The sequence below is a fragment of the Oceanobacillus sp. AG genome (genome assembly GCF_009746545.1).
Lineage (GTDB): Bacteria > Bacillota > Bacilli > Bacillales > Amphibacillaceae > Oceanobacillus > Oceanobacillus indicireducens.
Map to the genome: position 1 here is coordinate 37,910 of NZ_WOWT01000007.1, position 19,931 is coordinate 57,840.

A 19,931-nucleotide genomic window follows, 5' to 3' on the forward strand; every position below is an offset into this window, starting at 1 on the left:
AAATTTATTTAAGTTTCATTATTCGGTCGGATTGACTGATTATGTCGGTTACCCGTACACCGAAGTTCTCTTCAATAACAATAACTTCGCCTTCTGCAATCAACTTTCCATTAACTAAAATATCAACTGGTTCTCCCGCAAGTTTATCCAATTCTACAATAGAACCTTGCGATAAATCGAGAATATCCCTTATCGTTTTCTTCGTCTTTCCTAACTCCACTGTCACTTTAAGAGGGATATCGAGTAACATATCTAAGTTATTCTGCTCATTTTGTGAAAGTGGTGCAGGTTCGAATTCAGAGAACGTTGCTTGTTCGATTGCTGCACGCTCTTGATCGAATGCATTGCCAAGATATTGGGATTCGGTTGGTTGATTTTGTTTCTTTTGCACTTCCGGTTTCCGGATAGGTTCCTGTGCTTGATGTCCATCCTCAGACTTAAACGCATCTCTTGTGGGTAATTCCACAGTGCTCGTTGCAGCCGATTCTTGTTTGGCAGCGGATTGCTCTTCCGCAGTACCCGACAGCAAGTCAGCCACTAATTCCTTAGCAAAACCTAATGGAATGAGCTGCATCATGTTTGAATCGATTAAGTCACCAACAATGAGACGGAAAAATATTTTGACATAAACATCTTCTTGGAAAATCTCTTTCGCTTCCGATTCGATTGAACCTTCAATAATCTGTGGTGGAGATATATCCACTTTTTTATTGAAAACGGTAGACATGCTAGTGGCCGCTGTTCCCATCATTTGATTCATTGCTTCCTGGACAGCACTTATATATATTTCCGGAAGTGTTTCATCCGGCTCTTTCCCATCTCCACCTAGCATAATATCAGCAATGATCGCTGCATCCGTTGCTTTTATGACAAGGATGTTCCTTCCTGTGAAGCCTTTCGTATAATCAACTTGGATACTAACCGGCTGGAAAGTAAATTCTTTTGCCAATTCCTCATTTTCAATAATACTTACAGATGGAGTAGTTATTTCTACCTTCTGGTTGAGTAATGTCGATAAGGTTGTGGCAGAACTTCCAAAGGAGATATTTCCAATTTCTCCGATTGTATCAATCTCTATATCGGATAAGTAAGTATCGTTGCCGGGTTCTTGTTTATCATCCTTCTCTGTACCTATATTGAGAAGTGCATCAATTTCATCTTGAGATAACATACCATCATTCATGGGCGTTAACCCCCTTTTTAATTTCCTCTAGTACTTGAACAGCTATCTTTCTCTTCTGCTTACCCGCTTGAACATAAAATTTTGGTTCCTCGTTCACTGTAAGCAACAATGGATTTTCAATCTGCTGGTTAAGCGCGATAATATCATTTGATTGCAACTTTAAAAATTCATTGATCGAAATGGTTGTCTCCCCGAGAATCGCACGAACATCCACTTCAGCAGTTTGTAAATTATTGCTTAATTTCCGGTAGGCATTCTCATCCGGCTCTGCTGCGGTATTATCCATCCAATAATGAGCCGATAACTTGGGAATAATCGGTTCCAGCAAAGTATGTGGGATACATAGATTAATCATGCCTGTCGTTTCCCCAATTGCCGCCGACATGGATACAACGACAACTGTATCATTCGGTGCGACCATTTGGATGAATTGTGGATTTTCTTCAAACTCTTCAAGAACCGGTTCAACTTCAATCAAAGTTGACCATGCTTCTTTCAGATTATAAGTTGCCTTTTCAAATATTTGCTTCAGTAAAATAACTTCAATTTCTGTTAAACTATCCGTTTTTGAAACAGTAGTTCCTTTCCCACCTAAGGTTCGATCAAGTAGCGCATAGGCGACATTCGGATTGACTTCAATAAGCAAATTTCCCTTTAATGGCGACATGCTGTATAGATTTAATACGGTCAGCGAGGATATGGACCGGACAAATTCCTCATATGGCACCTGATCGACCGAGGTTACTGCTATATGTACATAGGTTCGTAAATGCGAAGATAGAAAAGTTGTCAGCATGCGGGCATAGTTTTCATGGATCCTGGAAATACTGCGAATCTGGTCTTTTGAAAACCGTAATGCCCGTTTGAAATCATAGACACGAATCTTCTTCTCTTCTTCTTCCTTCTTTAATTCTTCTGCATCCATTTCTCCGGATGTGATTGCCGAAAGCAACACATCAATCTCATTTTGAGACAGTATTTCTTCCATCTTGTTCCACACCTCCTTCTGAGGAGTTCTTACTGCAGTATTTTATCAATTGTGTATACATCGGTGATCGATCCTTCTGTCATTACTTCATTCAAACTATCTTTAATTGTTGCCTCGAGATCACCTAGTCCTGTTTTGAATGTTTCCACGTCCATGACAGCGAGTTCCTTAATCAGTATATTCACTAGTTGGAAATCTCGTAAACTTATTTCTTCATGAGCAGCTTTACCGTCTGTTACAATTTGAAATTGAATTCTGACAAACGTCCCGTCCTGCAGATCCGTGACGATTTCTGGTGTCTCATAAGAATATTTTACAACTTCATCAATCGTCAGCTCTTTTTCTTCATCTGCCCCTTGTACATTCAATACAACAATCAAAGCGGAAATTGCTCCGACTAATAAGACTGCGAGAGATGTGATCATAACTTTTACTAATCTACTCATTTTGGTCACCTACTTGTTTGTAAACTTCCTGCAAGCCGATTTCCTTATAAAACATTTTAATTAAGTGGAGTACTTCACCTACTGTGTTTTGGACAATTACCTTTTTGCCGTTGATTAGTGTGATTGTCGTATCTGGAAGTGCTTGAACTTGCTCAATTAGAATTACATTTAAGGCAAACGACTCGCCATTTAACTTCTTTAATTCAATCATAAATTTGGCGGGAATGACGAACCAATTAGTTTGTCATCCCCCTCCTCCTTATTATCGTTTTAGATTTACCATTTCTTGGAGAATCTCATCAGAGGTCGTAATAATTCTCGTATTCGCCTGGAAACCACGTTGGGCGGTAATCATTTCCGTAAACTCCTCCGCTAAGTCAACGTTAGACATTTCAAGGGAGTTGCTGATGATTGATGATTTACTTTGATCTGATTCTGGCGCCACGAGAGCTGCTGGTCCAGAACTTCCTGATTCTCTGTATAAATTATTTCCATCTTTAACTAATCCAGATGGATTCGAAAAATTAGCAATTGCAATTTGACCAGCATTTTGCCGTTCACCTCCAGCATCAATATATTCAACAGTACCATCTGTTAATATATTGAAGCTTTGAACATCATCTGGTATTTCAATTCGTTCGCCATCCACAGTCTGCAAATACATTCCATCAGCGTTCACAACATATCCTTGGTTATCCAGATAGAAGTTCCCTGCTCTTGTGTAAAAGGTTTCTCCATTAGCTTCAACTGCAAAATACCCATCCCCTTGAATAGAAAGGTCAAGCGGGTTATTCGTCGTTTGACGGAATCCTTGGGTATGGATATTATCAATTGTTCCTTGTTGGGAACCGAGGCCGACTTGAGAAGCGTTCTTTCCACCCCGTGTTGCTGTTGCCGCTTGTCCGGATGCTGTCGTTTGACTCATCATTTCTTGAAATGTAACCCGCCCTTTTTTAAATCCTGAAGTACTGACGTTGGCGATATTATTCCCAATAACATCTAGTTTCGTTTGAAAGTTTTTCATACCTGAAATACCTGAATACATAGAACGTAACATAATTAATTTCTCCTTTAATATGCATTATTTTTATTAAGCTATGTCAATCAGTCGATAGCTTATAGGGCTTCCTGTAAGGTCCAGCCTATTCATCAATTAAAATCGTTCCATTAATATTTGTGAAGATCCGGTTACCTGCTTCCTGCCGATCAAGCGCAGTTACAACAGTATTATTCTTTGCACTGACTAATAGAGTTGCTTCATTCAACACTACTAATGAATCAGTAATACCTTTTTGTCTTGCTTCTTGCACTTTTTCCCCTATGGTTTGCCAAAGTTCCTCTGGGATATCGATGTTCCTTTCCTTTATTCGATCAGAAGCATGTTTACTAACTTTCAATTTCTGCTGTTCTGTTAAAATATCGTTAAAAGAAACATTCGAAGTCTGCTGCTTTGCCGGAATGGATTTAGGAAAATGTAATGCTTGCTTCGGTATTTGTTGTATACGGTGATCCATAACCATTCACATCCTCTTTATCCCTATTTAATCTTCACCTTCACTTCTTACTTCTCTAACAGCGTCCGCATATACTTTATCGCCATTTTCAAGTTCAAGTATTGCCCAGCCATCTTTTTGACTGACTCCAACAACTCGACCCGTTTTCATTTTATTTTCAGTTTCTTCTTCCGAGTCTTCATTATCCAATTCGTAAGAGACAAACTTCCCAATCATATGACTGTATTCAATCACAGGTGAAACGAGTTGGCTTTGGACGAGCATTTCAATGGAACGCGACATATTCATCATCTGTTCTAAAGAAGAAAGCTGTGTCATTTGCGCCACCATTTCCTTACTATCCATCGGATCAGTTGGATCCTGTTGCTGAAGCTGTGTGATTAGAATCTTCATAAAACCCTCTTTATCAAGATCCGGCTTAGGCTCCCTTGTATTCGGTTGATTGGATAAGTAGAAGGATGGATCAACTTTATACATATCTTCACCTACACTTTCTCATTTAAAATCAATTCATCAAAAAGACTTGCAAATGTTTCATTTTCATCCTTTTCTTCCTTATGATCAGAAGTTGATTGATCATCTTGCTCATGTCCCTCCGCTTGTCCTTCTTCTTTATAAGTTGCTTGTGATTGTTGTACGAGTGTCTCATTTCTTTCAATCACAACTTGATGCGGTGCGAACATATGCCTTAATTGTTGTCCGTTTGCTTCAAGCATTTTCTTTGCAGCATTCGTTGTAACCATGATTTTTACAATCATTTCCCCATCAACCTGGGTAAAGCGTACGAGCATTTCTCCAAGGTTAGCCGGTTTTAATGTGATCGCAAGCTGTCCTTTTGGTTGCTGGAAGACTATGCTCTTCGAATCAATCAATCGGTTGAACTGTTCTATCAACGCTTTTCCTACTTGATTGTTATCCGAGTTTGACGGCAGATGGATAACCATTTGCTCCACTTGTGAAATTGGCATTTGCACAGGCTGTGCCTGAGCAGTTGTAACTGGCTGTTCTTTGTGGACTGTCATTTCGAAAGCATTACCGATCCACCGGATGATATCTGTGTTCGTCACTTTTGATTCGAGTGCATATACACTTTTTGTATGAAAATTCATCTTCTGTTGATAAAGCTTTACAAGATCCTGCCAAATTGCCGGTGTTTGGTTATTAGTTTCTCTTTTTACAAACGGCAATAATTCAGTTTGGTTACCTGCTTTTTCACTCAGTTGTTGCCAAGCCATTAAATACTCAAGAATTTTCGGAGCGACTTTTGCTACATCTTCTTGTGTCTCAATCAGCGAGAGTTTTTGTTCAATTTCCACGAACAATTCATTGACTTCCTTCTCTAGTTCCGCCATGTCAACAGGAGGATTTACTGATATGTTGTTTGTTAAGTTTGATGGTAAATCTCCTGATATTCGTGCAAAATCCGTTTCAGATACCTGCTCCATTTGCCCAGTGAATTTACCGATAAACTCTTCCCTTTTTTCTGTAGGCAATGCATGAATCAAGGTTAGAATTGTTTCAACAAGATCTGCCTTTTCATCAGTCTCCTTGACTATTTGCGGGTCATCTTCCGTTTTCTTAGTGGAAGGCTCCGTAACAGCTTTTTCCTCAACAGTTAACATTCCATCCCAAGAGACACCATCGGTTTCTTCCAGCTCATCAAGTATAGATAATAAGTCTTCTTTATCTAGCTTCGTGAAAAAGGAACGCAGCATTTCAAGTAAATCATCTTGTTCCACAGACGTCTCATCAGTCCGATTCTCCTGCTTCGTCTTTGTCAAATCTGTCAGTTTCTCGTCAAGCATGTACGTAAAATCAGAGCCATTTTGTAATTCATCCGACTCGGCAGGTGATGATCCTACTTTAGTTGGATAATCCATAAAAGCGACCCATTGCCATAACGTCATATTCGCTTCCAGTTTCTCACCCCCTTTCATGAGGTGTTCATTCATTAATTCAGCATTTTTGCAGCCAATTTAGCAGCAAGTTCTGCTTCCATCGCTTGTAAAATATCGCCTCGCGCGTCGTTCGGAAGCTCGCTTAGTATAAGCACAATCCGGTCCTCATCCATATTAGCCAGAATGGCTGCAGCACCTGAAGCTTTCATTTCTTCAAATGTTTTTGCCATATCTCTTAAGGATTTATCTATTTCCTCTGTTGTGTCTTCGTCATCTTGTTCATCAAGTCCATCTGATGAACTGATCGCTTCCTCTCGGGATGCTTCTTGTTCCATTTGATCAAGCGTTGCTTCAAGGTCAGCTATATAACTCTCCATCTGCTCCAGTTCGTCTGACTTTGTTTCCAGTTCCTCCGTTAAACGGGAAGCCTCCTTTTCCAGAGCATCCTCATCTGGACTTGTTATAAAGTTTGATATAACAGGAAGCTCGCTTCCCTTCTCCTTTGTCCAATCCACAACACTGAATCCGGCAAAGTTTAAGATGACAACGATAATCACAATAATGATGAGAAGAGGAATAATGACCGCAAATAACAGCCATAGGACAGGATTAATTTTCTTTCTTTCATTGTTCATGTTACTGGCCATTTAATTCACCTATTTTTGATTACTTAAGTATTGGTTGATTGAAATTTCATCCATAAACGCTTTTTCCAGCTTTGCTCTTCTGTCTGTTTCCTGTTGTTTTCGTTTTTCGATAATGCTTTCGAACTTCTTCACTTCAATATGCGCATCTGTTAAATGCTGTTGTTTCTGTTCCATTTGAGTTCTTGCAAATTGTACTTCTCTTTGCAAATGGATGATTGCATCATTCAGATTCTCAATATACGTAATCTGTTCTTTAATACGTTCAAGTGGTGTCTGATCTTGAATAAATTCATCATAGGATTCTTCTGCCATTTCCTTTTTCTTGAGAAGCTCGTATAGCTTTGTAGCTACTTTTTCAAAAGCTTCCTGTGAATTTAAAAATGCTTTCTGTGCAACTTTTTTCTCATTTTCTCGAACATTCAATAATTTCGTTAATGAGACGGTTTGTGACATCAGGACATTCCTCCATTAATGCTCTGGCTCATCATATCAATCGCTTCTTCTATAGTATTATCTTCCTGAACATCTTGCTTTAAAAAATGCTGGATTTTCGGATAATACGTAATAGCACGATCAATCTCTTGGTTGGAGCCTTTCTTATACGCTCCGATATGGATTAATTCACTATTTTCTTCATATGTCGCCATCAAAGAACGTATCTCACTGGCCACTTGCTTGTGCTCTGGACTTGCTATTTGGTTCATGACACGGCTGATTGATTTCAATACATTAATTGCGGGATATTGGCCGCGCTCCGCTAATTTCCGGTCCATTACAAAGTGTCCGTCTAATATCCCTCGAACAGCATCCGCGATCGGTTCATTCATATCGTCTCCGTCGACAAGAACGGTGTAAAATGCGGTAATTGCACCTAATGCATTCGTACCTGTTCGTTCCAGTAATTTGGGCAAGATGGAAAACACAGACGGGGTATATCCTTTCGTAGTCGGCGGTTCACCGACGGCAAGACCAATTTCCCGTTGCGCCATGGCAACACGGGTAACAGAATCCATTAGTAAATTAACTTGAAAACCAAGTTCCCGAAAATATTCACTAATAGCGGTAGCGGTATAAGCACCCTTAATTCGCATAAGTGCAGGCTGGTCAGATGTGGCGACAACTACGATAGATTTTGCCAAACCTTCTGGGCCTAAATCTTTTTCGATAAATTCTCGCACTTCTCTGCCCCGCTCTCCGATTAATGCAATGACATTAATATCTGCATTACTGTTTCTAGCAATCATGCCTAGTAAAGTACTTTTTCCCACACCACTTCCTGCGAATAAACCGACACGTTGACCTTTCCCCATAGTAAGCAGGGCATCAATAACTTTAACACCGACTTGATTCGCCTCATGAATCGGCGGTCTTTCTAGTGGGTTTGGTGGCGCTTGTTCCGTCAAATAACTGGACAATCCCTTAGGTAACGGAGAGCCATCAAGCGGGTTACCGAGCGAATCTACCACCGTACCTATCAACCCTCTACCCACTTTAATCGTTAAAGGTTTTCCGGTCGATTCGACTAAACATCCCGGACCAATCTCCGTCACTTCACTGTATGGCATGAGGATAATATTCTCGTTATTAAATCCTACTACCTCCGCTAGTATCGGGTTCCGTTTCTTTGTCGCAGAATGAATATAGCAGACCTCTCCTATGTTTGCTTCAGGTCCGAGTGATTCAATCATTATTCCAACAACACGCGAAACTTTACCATAGCGTTTATAAGGATCAGCATTTTCAATCGCTTGAATATAGTCTTCTACTATCATTATTCATGCTCCATTACTAATTCTTTTAAAACGTTGCGGATTGCTTCGAGCTGGGTGTCGATGGATGCATCGATTTGCCCAAAAGGATGTTCGATGATGCAACTATTTTCCGGTAACTCTTCATCTATGTATAGAGATAGTTTCGTATCTTTCTCTAGCATCCGCTTCAGTTCAGTCTTTTGCGCCAACACAGTTTCATAATTATTAGGATGAAGATAGATGGATACAACGGATTGATCGTTGATTTCCTTTAATGCCAGTCTGACAATTTCTAAGAACTTTTCAGGTGATTCGTTCAGTTTTTCACCAAGAATTTTTTCTGCTGTATGAATAGCAATGTCGGTAATGACATATTCTGTCTGCTCTAAAGTCTTTTGATAGTCAACTTTAACAAGGTCGACAATGCTGTTGGCCTTAGCTAGTAGAGATTCGTACTGTTCTATGCTTGCTTTCTTTCCCGCTTGGAAACCAGCTTCGTACCCAGCCTTCTCGGCAGTTTCCATGAGTACAGCTTTTTCTTCTTCCCAGTTTTCCCGCGCTTTGCTGATTTCCGTCTGTACTTCGGCAAGCATCGTTGCCTTCCGTTGCTCTATTTGTTCTAGCTCTTCTTCTGCTTGTTGAAGATACGCTAACACGTTTTCGGCTGCTTCTTCTGATTCTTTTTCTGACGACTGTTTTCTCATATATTCAATCGGCTTAACTTTAATTTCTCGTTTTGGAAGTTCATTTGATTCCATCGCTCTAGACAATGATGTCGTCACCCCCACCTCTCGCGATAACAATTTCACCAATATCTTCTAGTCTGCGGATTGTTGCAACGATTCGCATTTGGGCTTCTTCCACATCACGTAAACGAACTGGTCCCATATATTCCATTTCCTCTTTAAAGGTCTCCGCCATCCGTTCAGACATGTTAGTGAAAATAACACCTTTCACTTCCTCACTTGCAACCTTCAGTGCAAGACGGAGGTCATCATTTTCGACTTCTCGGATAACACGCTGAATTGCCCGGTTATCCAGAATAACGATATCTTCAAAGACAAACATACGTTTTTTAATCTCGTCAGCAAGCTCTGGATCTTGTGCTTCTAGAGTGTCGAGAATAGTTCGTTCTGTACTACGATCAACCCCATTCAGCACTTCTACTACTGCTTGGATGCCACCCGTTTGTGTATAATCCTCTGTTAATGATGCCGATAGATTATTCTCTAGCACACGCTCTACTTGAGCAATGATCTCAGGCGAAGTGGAATCCATCGTTGCGATTCTTCTTGCGACATCTGCCTGTACGTCTTGTGGCAGTTCGGAAAGAATTTGCCCCGATTGTTCCGGTTCTAGGTAAGACAGCACTAATGCAATTGTCTGAGGGTGTTCATTTTGAATAAAGTTAAGCACTTGCTGGGGATCCGCCTTTCTAGCAAAATCAAAAGGCCTTACCTGTAAGGATGAGGTAAGGCGATTGATAATAGAAGTAGCCTCCTGCTTACCAAAAGCTTTTTCAAGAACCGTTTTCGCATAACCGATACCACCCTGCGTAATATAATCCTGAGCGATTACTATTTGATGAAATTGTTCAATAACTTCTTCTTTCATTTCCGAATCCACCCGTTTAACGGAAGAAATCTCTAAGCTTAGCTTCTCGATTTCTTCTTCCGTTAAATGTTTATAAACTTGAGCGGAAACATCGGGACCTAACGAGATTAATAGAATCGCCGCTTTTTGTTTCCCGGTAAGTTTCTGTCTTGCCATGAACACTTTCCTCCTAATCCTCGCCAATCCAGCTTCTTAATAATTTAGCAAAGTCTTCCGGTTTTTCCTCGGCTATCTTCTCTAATTGCTTCCTGCGAACAACTGATTCTGATTCATCTTGTTCGGGTAAATCAGGAACCTTTTGCGTAACTTCTCTACGCGGAGCTTCTTCTTCTACTTCTACTGATTCTGGCTCAGATGCTCGTCTATTCCGTATTAGCAATCCGACTAACACCAGAATGAGTAAGAATAAAATTCCCGCAACAATATAAACCCAAGTAGGAATAGCGGCACTTTCCGCTTCTTCTATAATGGGATTACCCGAGAATTCCTGAAAGACAATGGAGAATTTATCCTCTGGGTCTACCTCGCCGTCTTCTGTGTCGATTGACGTGTTGAGAATGGAGGCAAGAATCGATGATATTCCTTCTTCTACCGCATTTTGCTCCTGTTGCGTCAGAAATTGCGGATTCTCTTCATCTCCTTCTTTCACGCGGTCGACTGCAACTTGAATACCGAGGTCACGAATTTTATAGGGACTTTCCACAATTTCTTTACGAATTCGATTAAACTCATAATTGATTGCTTCCTTATCAAACTCATAATCTCCACCTTCTCCAGCTACTGCACCTGGGTAGTTTGTCACATCATTCTCGCCACTTCCAGGGACACCACCTTCACCCGCGTCTCCCGTATAGGATTCCTGAATAGTTTCTAAACTCACCGGAAGACCTTCCATGTTTTCAATATCAACCGGTTCAACTAATTCTTCTACCCGGTTTTCCTGTGTGAAGTCGATATCTGCGGTAACCGACACAATCACGTTATTAAGCCCAACCATTGCCCCTAACATCTGCTGCAGCCTACGCTGGACATCACGCTCCACTTCTTTTTTTACGGTTTGTTGATAATCGTGGGCATTTTGAACTGCATATTGGGAATTGTTTTCAAGGTCATAGTACTCAAAATACTGATTCATGATCCCAATATTTTCTTTTGATAAATTCGGAACTGCATTTGATACTAAATGATAAAGGGCACGAATCTGATGTTCTTCAAACTGATAGCCTGGTTGCGTTTCGAGCACAATCGCTGCAGTTGTTTCCCCTGTATCCTCGCCAACAAATACAGTCTGTTCCGGCAGATTAATCATTACTTCTGCACTTTGGATGCCATCTATACTTGTAATTAAATTCGCTAATTCCGTTTGCATCGCATCTAGTTTCATCATATTAAACTCATTATCTGTAGTCCCGAAAGATGAGTTCTCACTGAAGAAAGAATAATCAATATTCCCACTACTCGGTAGCCCTTGTCCGGCAAGTTCAACAAGTAATGTATCTACTCGGTCTTCAGGCACGGTTATGGTCGTACCGCTATCCTTTAACTCATAAGGCACACTTCTTGTATCAAGTTCAGCTTTTATTTGACTCGTTTCCTGAATGGATAAATTAGAATATAATGGCACAAATCTTTCATTCGAGCTAAACATGTAAAAAGAGATGCCGATAATAACGATAAGGATGCCTGCGGCCGATCCAATGTATATCATTTGCTGTTTTGAACGATTTCTCCAAAACGCTGTAAATGACTCTTTCCATTTCAATAACTTTTCCTTCATAAAATCCTCCACCACTATACACTGCTTATCAAATAGTTACATACTATGTATATTCTTCGATAGTCGTTTTACATTATATTTGCATCCGCATTATTTCGTTATAGGCATCAATTGCTTTTTGCTGTAATTTTACCGTCGTCTCAAGTGTGATGCTCGCTTTTTGGGCGGTTATCATGACTTGATGCAAATCTTGTACTTCTCCTGAAGCGAGTTTATCTGTCATTCTATCGGATTCAACTTGCAATTCATTCAAATTCTCGATAGCACCTTTTAACGTGTTTGCAAAATTTGCTTGGGCTTCCGCCGGAGTGGCCCGATTATTCACTGCCATGTCCGGTTGTACTTTCATATGGGGATTGAGCTGAATATTCATATTACCTGCTCCTTACACTTCTATTTTCCAATTTCGAGTGCTTTCATTAGTAGTCCTTTACTTGCATTCAAAGCGGTTATGTTCGCTTCGTAAGACCTAGTGGCACTCATAAGATCAACCATTTCTTGCAATGGATCTACATTTGGCATTGCTACGTAGCCTGCTTCATCAGCATCTGGGTGATTTGGATTAAAAACCATCTTAAAAGGTGTTTCGTCTTCTGTAATTACGGAAGCTCGCACTCCTTCTGTACCATTCGCTTTATTATTTGCAGCCTGTAGATGGGAACGGAAGCTTGCTCCTTCATTTTGAAAGGAAACCATCTTCCTGCGATACGGTTCCCACTCACCATTTTCATCCACTCTGGATCTGGTCGATTCGCTGTTTGCGATATTTGATGAAACAACATCCATTCTAAGACGCTGAGCAGTTAATGCACTGCCGCTCGTATTAATGCTATGGAAGATCGACAACTTTAATTACCTCCTCTTATAACTGTTTGCAAGCTGCCAAACTTTCCGTTGATCCGATCGATCAAACCATTATAATAGATTTGGTTTTTTGCAAGTTCCGTCATTTCTTTGTCAATATCCACATTGTTCCCGTTATGCTGATACATTGTGTTTTTATTGGTAACCATTTGGTGATTCGGTCCTTTTGAACTAGAAAACGGAATATGCCGTGGGTGTGTTCGTTTCGCTTGAATTTGGCTGTTCATTTCATCACGAAGCACATGTTTAAAAACAACGTCCTGCGACTTATAACCAGGGGTGTCCGCATTTGCGATGTTGTTGGAAATCGTCCGGTTTCTAGCTGAAGCATAATCTAGCGAACTTTCCAAATTCGAAATGGTTCCGCCAAATAAATCCATACGATTTTTCCTCCTATGTCCAATTTGCTATTGGTTCGGTCAACTAATAAATTACTACTACGCATATTGTAATTTAATTCCTATAGAATGTCTATCTTTTTCATGTTTTTCTAACACAATTCGACAAAATAGTTATAAAGAACTAGAACTAAAGTATTTTTTTACTTGATTTATACCGACATTCGACAGAAATCAGATAAATAAATTCGTTTTTTTGCATAGAAATCCAATCAAAGTTCGACAACTTATTATAACACAGTTCTTTATACATGTGTCAAAAGATTTAGTTGAAACGAATTAAAACCTTTATGTACCTATAAGTAAATTTGACAAAAAATAAACAAATGGAAAACAATTCCTTCATGTTTTCCATTTGTTTATGTATAAGAAACCATAAAATCAAAATGCTGTGATACTTAGGTATCCAGGGCTAGCCACGTCCGGCTCCAGCGCCCAGCAACTATCAAACTTCACACTCCTTCAATCGATAAGTCAACATCAACTCAGAACTAAAGGAGGGCCGCTTAAATACGGGCTAAAGCCCAACAGCGACATACCCCTAAAGGGGCATGTTTCCTTCATCTCATTCCGGAGTGCTCCAGTTTGTACGTTGCTGAACGGGCGCTTGCGCCTTTGAGCATTGATTTTAACATCAACTTATCTGGAGCGTAATTTCTCAAGTTCGACTAAGAATTTATCATTTAAAACTTTAATATATGTTCCTTTCATACCTAATGAACGAGACTCGATTACTCCAGCACTTTCCAACTTACGGAGTGCGTTCACAATCACTGAACGAGTAATACCTACACGGTCGGCAATTTTACTTGCAACGAGTAGACCTTCATTACCGTTCAATTCTTCAAAGATATGGTCGATCGCTTCTAGCTCACTATAAGAAAGGGAGCTGATAGCCATTTGAACAACAGCTTTACTTCTTGCTTCCATTTCAATTTCTTCGGATTTCTCCTGGAGAATTTCCATTCCGACAACTGTTGCACCATATTCAGCCAAAAGTAAATCGTCATCATTGAAAGCATTTTCTACACGTCCGAGAATCAATGTTCCAAGGCGCTCTCCCCCACCAAGAATTGGGACAATTGTTGTCAGCCCATCTTTAAAGAGCTCTTTGTTCTCTTCAGGGAACACGGTTTGCGGACTGTTAATGTCAAGGTTTGCTGTTGTTTCATAAACATTATATAAACCTTGTGTATAATCTTCAGGAAAACGTCTTTCCTCTAGCATTTGCTTCATACGTTCATTTTCAATCTCTTGACTTACCGCAACCCCAAGAAGTTTCCCTCTTCTGCTTACGATATAGATGTTGCCACCAATTACGTCACGTAATGTAGCGGACATCTCATTGAAGTTCACTGATTTACCTGCTGTTTTTTGTAACATTGCATTAATTTTTCTTGCTCTGTCTAATAGTTTCATTAGAAATCCTCCATTTGTGTTTTATTTTATAAGATGAATTGACTTAAGTCTTTGTTCTTTACAATATTGCCTAATTTTTGATCGACATACGCCGAAGTTATTTCAATTGTTTCCATTGTAATATCTGGAGCTTCAAACAATAAATCTTCTAATAACTTCTCAAGAATAGTATGAAGTCTCCGTGCCCCGATATTATCAGTATCTTGGTTGACTTGATAAGCAACCTCCGCGAGACGCTCAATGGCATCCTCTTTAAATACTATCGTGATTTCTTCCGTTTGTAATAATGCTTCATACTGCTTTGTCAGCGCATTTGAAGGGTCTGTCAGTATCTGCTTGAAATCTTCTACTGATAGCTTCTCCAATTCCACCCGAATCGGGAATCTCCCCTGAAGTTCGGGAATTAAATCAGATGGTTTCGACATATGGAAGGCACCTGCAGCAATGAATAAAATATGGTCTGTTTTAACTGGGCCATGTTTTGTAACGACTGTGGATCCTTCAACTATCGGTAAGATATCCCGCTGGACACCTTCTCGGGAGACGTTTGCTTGCTCACTCCCGCCACCAGCTACTTTATCGATTTCATCGATAAAGATAATTCCAGTCTGTTCTGCACGCTTTGTTGCTTCCTGAGCAACCTCTTCCATATCGACAAGTTTCTGTGCTTCTTGTTGCGTTAGCACTTCCCTTGCTTCACGGACCGGCAGTTTACGCTTCTTCTTTTTCGTTGGCATAAATTGTCCGAGGGCATCTTGCATATTCATCCCCATTTGCTCCATGCCCGAACCTTGCAGCATATCAAACATGGAAGGTGGTGTCTCAACAATTTCTACCGTAACGATTTTGTCTTCCATTTCTCCAAGGGCAAGCATTCGTTCAACTTGCTCACGCTTATTCCTGATTTCTGCGTCTTTAGGATCATCTGTACCCACATCATCGCTTGCTGATTGGTTTGTGAAAAGCATTTCAAAAGGATTCTTCATCTGTGTCTGTTTCTCAGTTTGCGGAACGAGCAAATTAACCAATCGTTTATTCGCTTCCTTCTCGGCCGCTTCTTGCACATTCACAAGCTTTTCTTCTTTCACCATGCGGACGGACATTTCAACGAGATCCCGAACCATCGATTCCACATCTCTACCGACGTAACCGACTTCTGTGAATTTCGTTGCTTCAACTTTAATGAAAGGCGCTTTTACCATTTTCGCAAGCCTGCGGGCAATTTCGGTTTTACCTACACCAGTAGGGCCGATCATTAAAATATTCTTCGGCACAATTTCTTCTTTAATCGTATCGTCCAGTTGCATGCGTCGATAACGATTCCGGAGGGCAACGGCAACAGATCGTTTTGCACTCTTTTGCCCGATAACGTATTTATCCAATTGTTCAACAATTTGTCTTGGAGTAAGCTCCATTCCCATACTTTGGAAATACCTCCTATTAATTGAGTACCTCTAAGGTGAGTTGGTCATTCGTATATACATCAATTTCTCCAGCCACCTCAAGAGCAGTTCTCGCTATTTGTTCAGCAGACAAACTATTCGAGTGTCTCACAAGAGCTCTACCAGCACTTAATGCATAGTTTCCTCCTGAACCGATTGCAAGAATCCCATCGTCGGGCTCAATTACTTCTCCTGTTCCTGATACAAGGTACATACTTTCTTTATTCATAACAATCAGCATGGCTTCTAACTTCCGGAGGACCCGGTCACTGCGCCACTCTTTAGCAAGTTCGACAGCTGCTCGGGTTAAATTACCGTTATATGCATTCAAATAGCTCTCGAATTTTTCAAAAAGGGTGAAAGCATCCGCTACTGAACCTGCAAATCCAGCCAATACTTGCTCATTATATAATTTACGGATCTTTTTCGCCCGGTGTTTCATAATTACTGCATTTCCTAGTGTAACCTGACCGTCTCCACATATCGCACAACTTCCATTATGTTGAATGGCAAAAATGGTTGTAGCATGCATCTCATTTGACATCTTCTTCACCTCGCGTCCCGATTAACTATTTATCATTTGCCCGCGGATGTGTCTTCATGTAAATATCGCGCAAATGACTTTTTGTAACATGCGTATAGATTTGGGTGGAAGACAAATTTTCATGACCTAATAATTCCTGCACAGTACGCAAATCTGCCCCTTCATTCAATAGATGAGTCGCAAATGTATGACGTAATTTATGTGGATGGAGATTAATTGTTAATGCCGCTTTATCCACCATTTTATCTAAGATGAGACGAATCCCTCTTGTTGTAAGGGGCGCGCCCCTGGCATTTAAAAAAACGGCATCCGTATTACTTTTCGCGTTCTCCAACAATAATACCCGGCCCTCTGTCAAATATGTTTCGAGAGCAATCTCTGCAAATCGGCCAAAGGGTACATACCTTTCCTTTCTCCCCTTACCTCTTACTAATATCGTCCCTACAGAAAAATCGATATCCTCAAGCAGTAAGCCTTGGCATTCACTAACCCGTATCCCAGTTCCGTATAAAATTTCCAGTAATGCCTGATCACGTTGACCTAATGGGTCAGCCATATCATTTACTTCAAACAGTTTCTCCAGTTCCTCCATATATAAAAATCCGGGAACAGCGCGTTCTTGTTTTGGCAAATGAATATGAACGAAAGGATTCGTATACGTATCATCTTCCCTTTCCAAATATTTATAGAAGCTTCTCAGGGATGATATTTTTCGTGATACGGATTTTCTCGACAACGCCTGGTTAAACAATTGGGTTAAATAAACACGAACAACTTGTGGATCAACGTCCTTAAGGCTCGTTATCCCTTCTCCCTTTAAAAAATGAAAGAAGGATTGCAGATCATCTTGATAATATTCAATTGTATAAGGGGAAGCATTTTTTTCTATTTGAAGATATGCTACAAATCCTTGACTTTTTTGTACAAAATCCTCCAATTCTTCACCCCATCATTTTCCTGAATAAATAATAACATAGCCTATGTTTGAAATCAATTAATTTACCAAAATAAAAACAAAATTCAGAATCGGTCTATATTACTGTATATCAAAATAATTCGACTTATCTTTGCACTTCTAAGCCCGAATCATGCCCGCCACTAAACAATTATATGCTTAGGATAATATATAGTCAATCAAGAGTATTTTAATTTATTTTGAAAAATACAATTTGGTGAACATTTTGTGAATGATTGATTAGATAAGAGTCTAAATTTTTACCGTTGTATAGTATCTCACATTTTACAAAATTAATCTAATGAAATAATAAAGATTCTTTTGTTATTATCACTATTACCATTCTATTCCTTATGTATTCATAATTTTAGCAAAAAAATAAAGCTGCTCATCGGAATGAACAGCTAGCTTTGTTCGACTTCTTTATAGTCACAGTTTGTACATTGTACTTGAGTTGCTTTTTTCACTTTCTTTTCAACCAGTAAAGATTCACACTTCGGACAAGGACGTGCGATTGGTTTGTCCCAAGATACGAAATCACATTCTGGGAATCGATCACAGCCATAGAATACTCGGCGTTTTTTCGATTTACGCTCAACAATATTTCCTTCTTTACATTTCGGACAGTCTATACCGATTTCTTTTAAGATCGGCTTCGTATTACGGCAATCCGGGAAATTCGAACACGCGATGAACGTACCGTATCTTCCCATTTTATAGACCATTTCATGGCCACATTTCTCACATTCAATACCAGCGGGTTCGTCTTTAATCTCGATTTTTTCCATTTCTTTCTCAGCGAAATCTAGACGCTTCTCAAAGTCTTTGTAGAAGTTATCAATTACTTCCACCCAGCCTGTTTTACCTTCTTCAATTGCATCCAAATCTTTTTCCATATCAGCTGTAAAATCTACATCGATTATTTCTGGGAAATACTCCTCTACAGCGTCACTTACAATTGTTCCAAGTTCTGTTGGAATGAATCTTTTATTATCAATAGACACATAGCCTCTTCGCTGAATCGTATCAAGGGTAGGTGCATAGGTAGACGGTCTACCAATCCCTAATTCTTCCATTGCACGGACGAGGCGTGCCTCTGTGTATCGCGGCGGTGGTTGTGTGAAGTGTTGCTTCGGATCAATTTCTTTTGCTTCAATCTTCATTCCTTCTTCAAGATCTGGAAGTAATTTATTTTCCACCTTTTTATTATCGTCGGTACCTTCGATATAAACTTTCATAAAGCCCTCGAACTTTATTTGGGAACCAGTTGCTCTAAATTCAACGTCATTATTTAGTAAATGAGCAGTCACAGTATCCATTACGGCAGGTGACATAAGACTTGCAATAAATCTTTCCCAAATTAGTTTGTAAAGCCGGTACTGATCATTAGAGAGTACCTCTTTTAATGAGCGGGGATCACGCATTACGGACGTCGGGCGAATTGCTTCGTGGGCATCTTGTGCTCCCGGTTTATTTGCTGAACCCTTTTGTGAACCTATAAATTTTTTTCCATACTTCTCTTCAATATAGCCTTTCGCTTCTTCTTTCGCTGTCTCAGAAATTCTGGTGGAATCTGTACGCATATAAGTGATGAGTCCTGTAATCCCGCCAGACTTCCTTCCTAAATCGATCCCTTCATAAAGCTGCTGGGCAACCATCATCGTCTTTCTTGCTCTAAAGTTCAGCTTTCTTGCAGCTTCTTGTTGCAGGGATGATGTAATAAACGGTTTAGCAGGATTCCTTTTTCGTTCCCGTTTATTTACTTTTTCTACACGGAAATAATCTTCGGTAAGTTTTTTCCGGATGTTTTGCACATCTTCTTCAGACTTTAATTCCTGCTTTTTTCCGTCCACGCCATAGAAATTACCTTCAAATGTTTCTTTTTCTTTTTGAAATAAAGCTTCAATCGTCCAATATTCCTCTGGTTTAAAGTTAACGATTTCCTTTTCTCGGTCAATGATCATTTTCAATGCGACAGATTGAACTCTTCCTGCACTTAATCCTTTTTTCACTTTCTTCCAAAGTAAAGGACTGATATTGTAACCGACGAGCCGGTCGAGTATTCGTCTTGCTTGTTGTGCGTCAACCAAATCATGATCAATTGATCGTGGGTGTTTAAATGACTCTTTAATTGCGTCTTTTGTAATTTCATTGAACACAACACGGCAATCGGAGTCTTCATCAACTTTTAAGGCATGGGCTAGGTGCCATGCGATAGCTTCCCCTTCTCTGTCCGGGTCAGCTGCCAGGTATATTTTCTTTGCTTTTTTCGCGGCTTTGCGCAGTTCTTTTAACACTTCGCCTTTACCACGGATTGTTATATATTTGGGGGCATAGTCATTTTCCACGTCTACACCCGTTTGGCTTTTTGGCAAATCACGGACATGTCCCATTGAAGCTTTTACAGTATATTTTTTTCCTAAATATCGTTCGATTGTCTTCGCCTTTGCTGGCGACTCAACAATCACTAAGTAATCTGACATAACATTTC

22 protein-coding genes are annotated in these 19,931 nt (G+C 40.0%); all 22 read right to left on the minus strand.

The window, feature by feature from the left end:
* Window positions 1-4: 4 nt before the first annotated feature.
* Window positions 5-1,183: a flagellar motor switch phosphatase FliY gene (fliY, locus tag GN217_RS04385; RefSeq protein WP_156855446.1), complete on the minus strand. Its 1,179-nt coding sequence runs from the start codon at window positions 1,181-1,183 to the stop codon at window positions 5-7.
* The gene (gene fliM / locus GN217_RS04390) at window positions 1,176-2,171 is read right to left on the minus strand and encodes a flagellar motor switch protein FliM (protein WP_156855447.1); all 996 of its coding nucleotides are present in this window, start codon (window positions 2,169-2,171) and stop codon (window positions 1,176-1,178) included. The genes fliY and fliM overlap by 8 nt, the downstream gene beginning before the upstream one ends.
* Before the next feature lie 29 nt (window positions 2,172-2,200).
* Window positions 2,201-2,617, minus strand: a complete 417-nt coding sequence (locus tag GN217_RS04395; protein WP_156855448.1) for a flagellar basal body-associated FliL family protein — start codon at window positions 2,615-2,617, stop codon at window positions 2,201-2,203.
* Window positions 2,610-2,828, minus strand: a complete 219-nt coding sequence (locus GN217_RS04400) for a flagellar FlbD family protein (RefSeq protein ID WP_156855449.1) — start codon at window positions 2,826-2,828, stop codon at window positions 2,610-2,612. The genes GN217_RS04395 and GN217_RS04400 overlap by 8 nt, the downstream gene beginning before the upstream one ends.
* A 51-nt stretch (window positions 2,829-2,879) precedes the next feature.
* Window positions 2,880-3,674, minus strand: a complete 795-nt coding sequence (flgG, locus tag GN217_RS04405; protein ID WP_156855450.1) for a flagellar basal body rod protein FlgG — start codon at window positions 3,672-3,674, stop codon at window positions 2,880-2,882.
* Window positions 3,675-3,759: 85 nt separating this feature from the next.
* Window positions 3,760-4,131 carry a TIGR02530 family flagellar biosynthesis protein gene (locus GN217_RS04410; RefSeq protein ID WP_156855451.1) on the minus strand — a complete coding sequence of 124 codons (372 nt, stop codon included), beginning with the start codon at window positions 4,129-4,131 and terminating at the stop codon, window positions 3,760-3,762.
* Window positions 4,132-4,158: 27 nt separating this feature from the next.
* Window positions 4,159-4,608: a flagellar hook assembly protein FlgD gene (gene flgD / locus GN217_RS04415; RefSeq protein ID WP_156855452.1), complete on the minus strand. Its 450-nt coding sequence runs from the start codon at window positions 4,606-4,608 to the stop codon at window positions 4,159-4,161.
* A gap of 8 nt (window positions 4,609-4,616) precedes the next feature.
* On the minus strand, window positions 4,617-6,068 hold the full coding sequence (locus tag GN217_RS04420; protein ID WP_198042590.1) for a flagellar hook-length control protein FliK: 1,452 nt from the start codon (window positions 6,066-6,068) through the stop codon (window positions 4,617-4,619).
* A gap of 14 nt (window positions 6,069-6,082) precedes the next feature.
* Window positions 6,083-6,664 carry a magnesium transporter MgtE N-terminal domain-containing protein gene (locus tag GN217_RS04425; protein WP_198042591.1) on the minus strand — a complete coding sequence of 194 codons (582 nt, stop codon included), beginning with the start codon at window positions 6,662-6,664 and terminating at the stop codon, window positions 6,083-6,085.
* A 21-nt stretch (window positions 6,665-6,685) separates the two neighbouring features.
* Window positions 6,686-7,129 carry a flagellar export protein FliJ gene (gene fliJ / locus GN217_RS04430; RefSeq protein WP_156855455.1) on the minus strand — a complete coding sequence of 148 codons (444 nt, stop codon included), beginning with the start codon at window positions 7,127-7,129 and terminating at the stop codon, window positions 6,686-6,688.
* The gene (gene fliI, locus GN217_RS04435) at window positions 7,129-8,448 is read right to left on the minus strand and encodes a flagellar protein export ATPase FliI (RefSeq protein ID WP_198042592.1); all 1,320 of its coding nucleotides are present in this window, start codon (window positions 8,446-8,448) and stop codon (window positions 7,129-7,131) included. Before fliI ends, fliJ begins: the two co-directional genes overlap by 1 nt.
* On the minus strand, window positions 8,448-9,185 hold the full coding sequence (fliH, locus tag GN217_RS04440) for a flagellar assembly protein FliH (protein WP_198042593.1): 738 nt from the start codon (window positions 9,183-9,185) through the stop codon (window positions 8,448-8,450). The genes fliI and fliH overlap by 1 nt, the downstream gene beginning before the upstream one ends.
* A 4-nt stretch (window positions 9,186-9,189) precedes the next feature.
* The gene (gene fliG / locus GN217_RS04445; RefSeq protein WP_156855457.1) at window positions 9,190-10,197 is read right to left on the minus strand and encodes a flagellar motor switch protein FliG; all 1,008 of its coding nucleotides are present in this window, start codon (window positions 10,195-10,197) and stop codon (window positions 9,190-9,192) included.
* Between the two features lie 13 nt (window positions 10,198-10,210).
* Entirely contained in the window at window positions 10,211-11,818 is a 1,608-nt protein-coding gene (fliF, locus tag GN217_RS04450) for a flagellar basal-body MS-ring/collar protein FliF (protein WP_156855458.1), read from the minus strand.
* A 73-nt stretch (window positions 11,819-11,891) separates the two neighbouring features.
* Window positions 11,892-12,167: a flagellar hook-basal body complex protein FliE gene (gene fliE / locus GN217_RS04455; protein WP_232334330.1), complete on the minus strand. Its 276-nt coding sequence runs from the start codon at window positions 12,165-12,167 to the stop codon at window positions 11,892-11,894.
* A 44-nt stretch (window positions 12,168-12,211) separates the two neighbouring features.
* On the minus strand, window positions 12,212-12,664 hold the full coding sequence (flgC, locus tag GN217_RS04460) for a flagellar basal body rod protein FlgC (protein WP_156855460.1): 453 nt from the start codon (window positions 12,662-12,664) through the stop codon (window positions 12,212-12,214).
* Window positions 12,665-12,666: 2 nt separating this feature from the next.
* Window positions 12,667-13,062, minus strand: a complete 396-nt coding sequence (gene flgB / locus GN217_RS04465; RefSeq protein ID WP_156855461.1) for a flagellar basal body rod protein FlgB — start codon at window positions 13,060-13,062, stop codon at window positions 12,667-12,669.
* Window positions 13,063-13,719: 657 nt separating this feature from the next.
* Window positions 13,720-14,499 carry a GTP-sensing pleiotropic transcriptional regulator CodY gene (codY, locus tag GN217_RS04470; protein WP_156855462.1) on the minus strand — a complete coding sequence of 260 codons (780 nt, stop codon included), beginning with the start codon at window positions 14,497-14,499 and terminating at the stop codon, window positions 13,720-13,722.
* A 26-nt stretch (window positions 14,500-14,525) separates the two neighbouring features.
* Window positions 14,526-15,920 (minus strand): ATP-dependent protease ATPase subunit HslU, encoded by a 1,395-nt coding sequence (gene hslU, locus GN217_RS04475; protein WP_156855463.1) that lies wholly within the window; start codon window positions 15,918-15,920, stop codon window positions 14,526-14,528.
* A 19-nt stretch (window positions 15,921-15,939) separates the two neighbouring features.
* Window positions 15,940-16,485 carry an ATP-dependent protease subunit HslV gene (hslV, locus tag GN217_RS04480; RefSeq protein WP_156855464.1) on the minus strand — a complete coding sequence of 182 codons (546 nt, stop codon included), beginning with the start codon at window positions 16,483-16,485 and terminating at the stop codon, window positions 15,940-15,942.
* A gap of 25 nt (window positions 16,486-16,510) precedes the next feature.
* Window positions 16,511-17,422: a tyrosine recombinase XerC gene (gene xerC, locus GN217_RS04485; RefSeq protein WP_156855465.1), complete on the minus strand. Its 912-nt coding sequence runs from the start codon at window positions 17,420-17,422 to the stop codon at window positions 16,511-16,513.
* A 422-nt stretch (window positions 17,423-17,844) separates the two neighbouring features.
* Window positions 17,845-19,923, minus strand: coding sequence for a type I DNA topoisomerase (gene topA, locus GN217_RS04490; RefSeq protein WP_156855466.1), 2,079 nt, complete (start codon window positions 19,921-19,923; stop codon window positions 17,845-17,847).
* Window positions 19,924-19,931 lie beyond the last annotated feature (8 nt).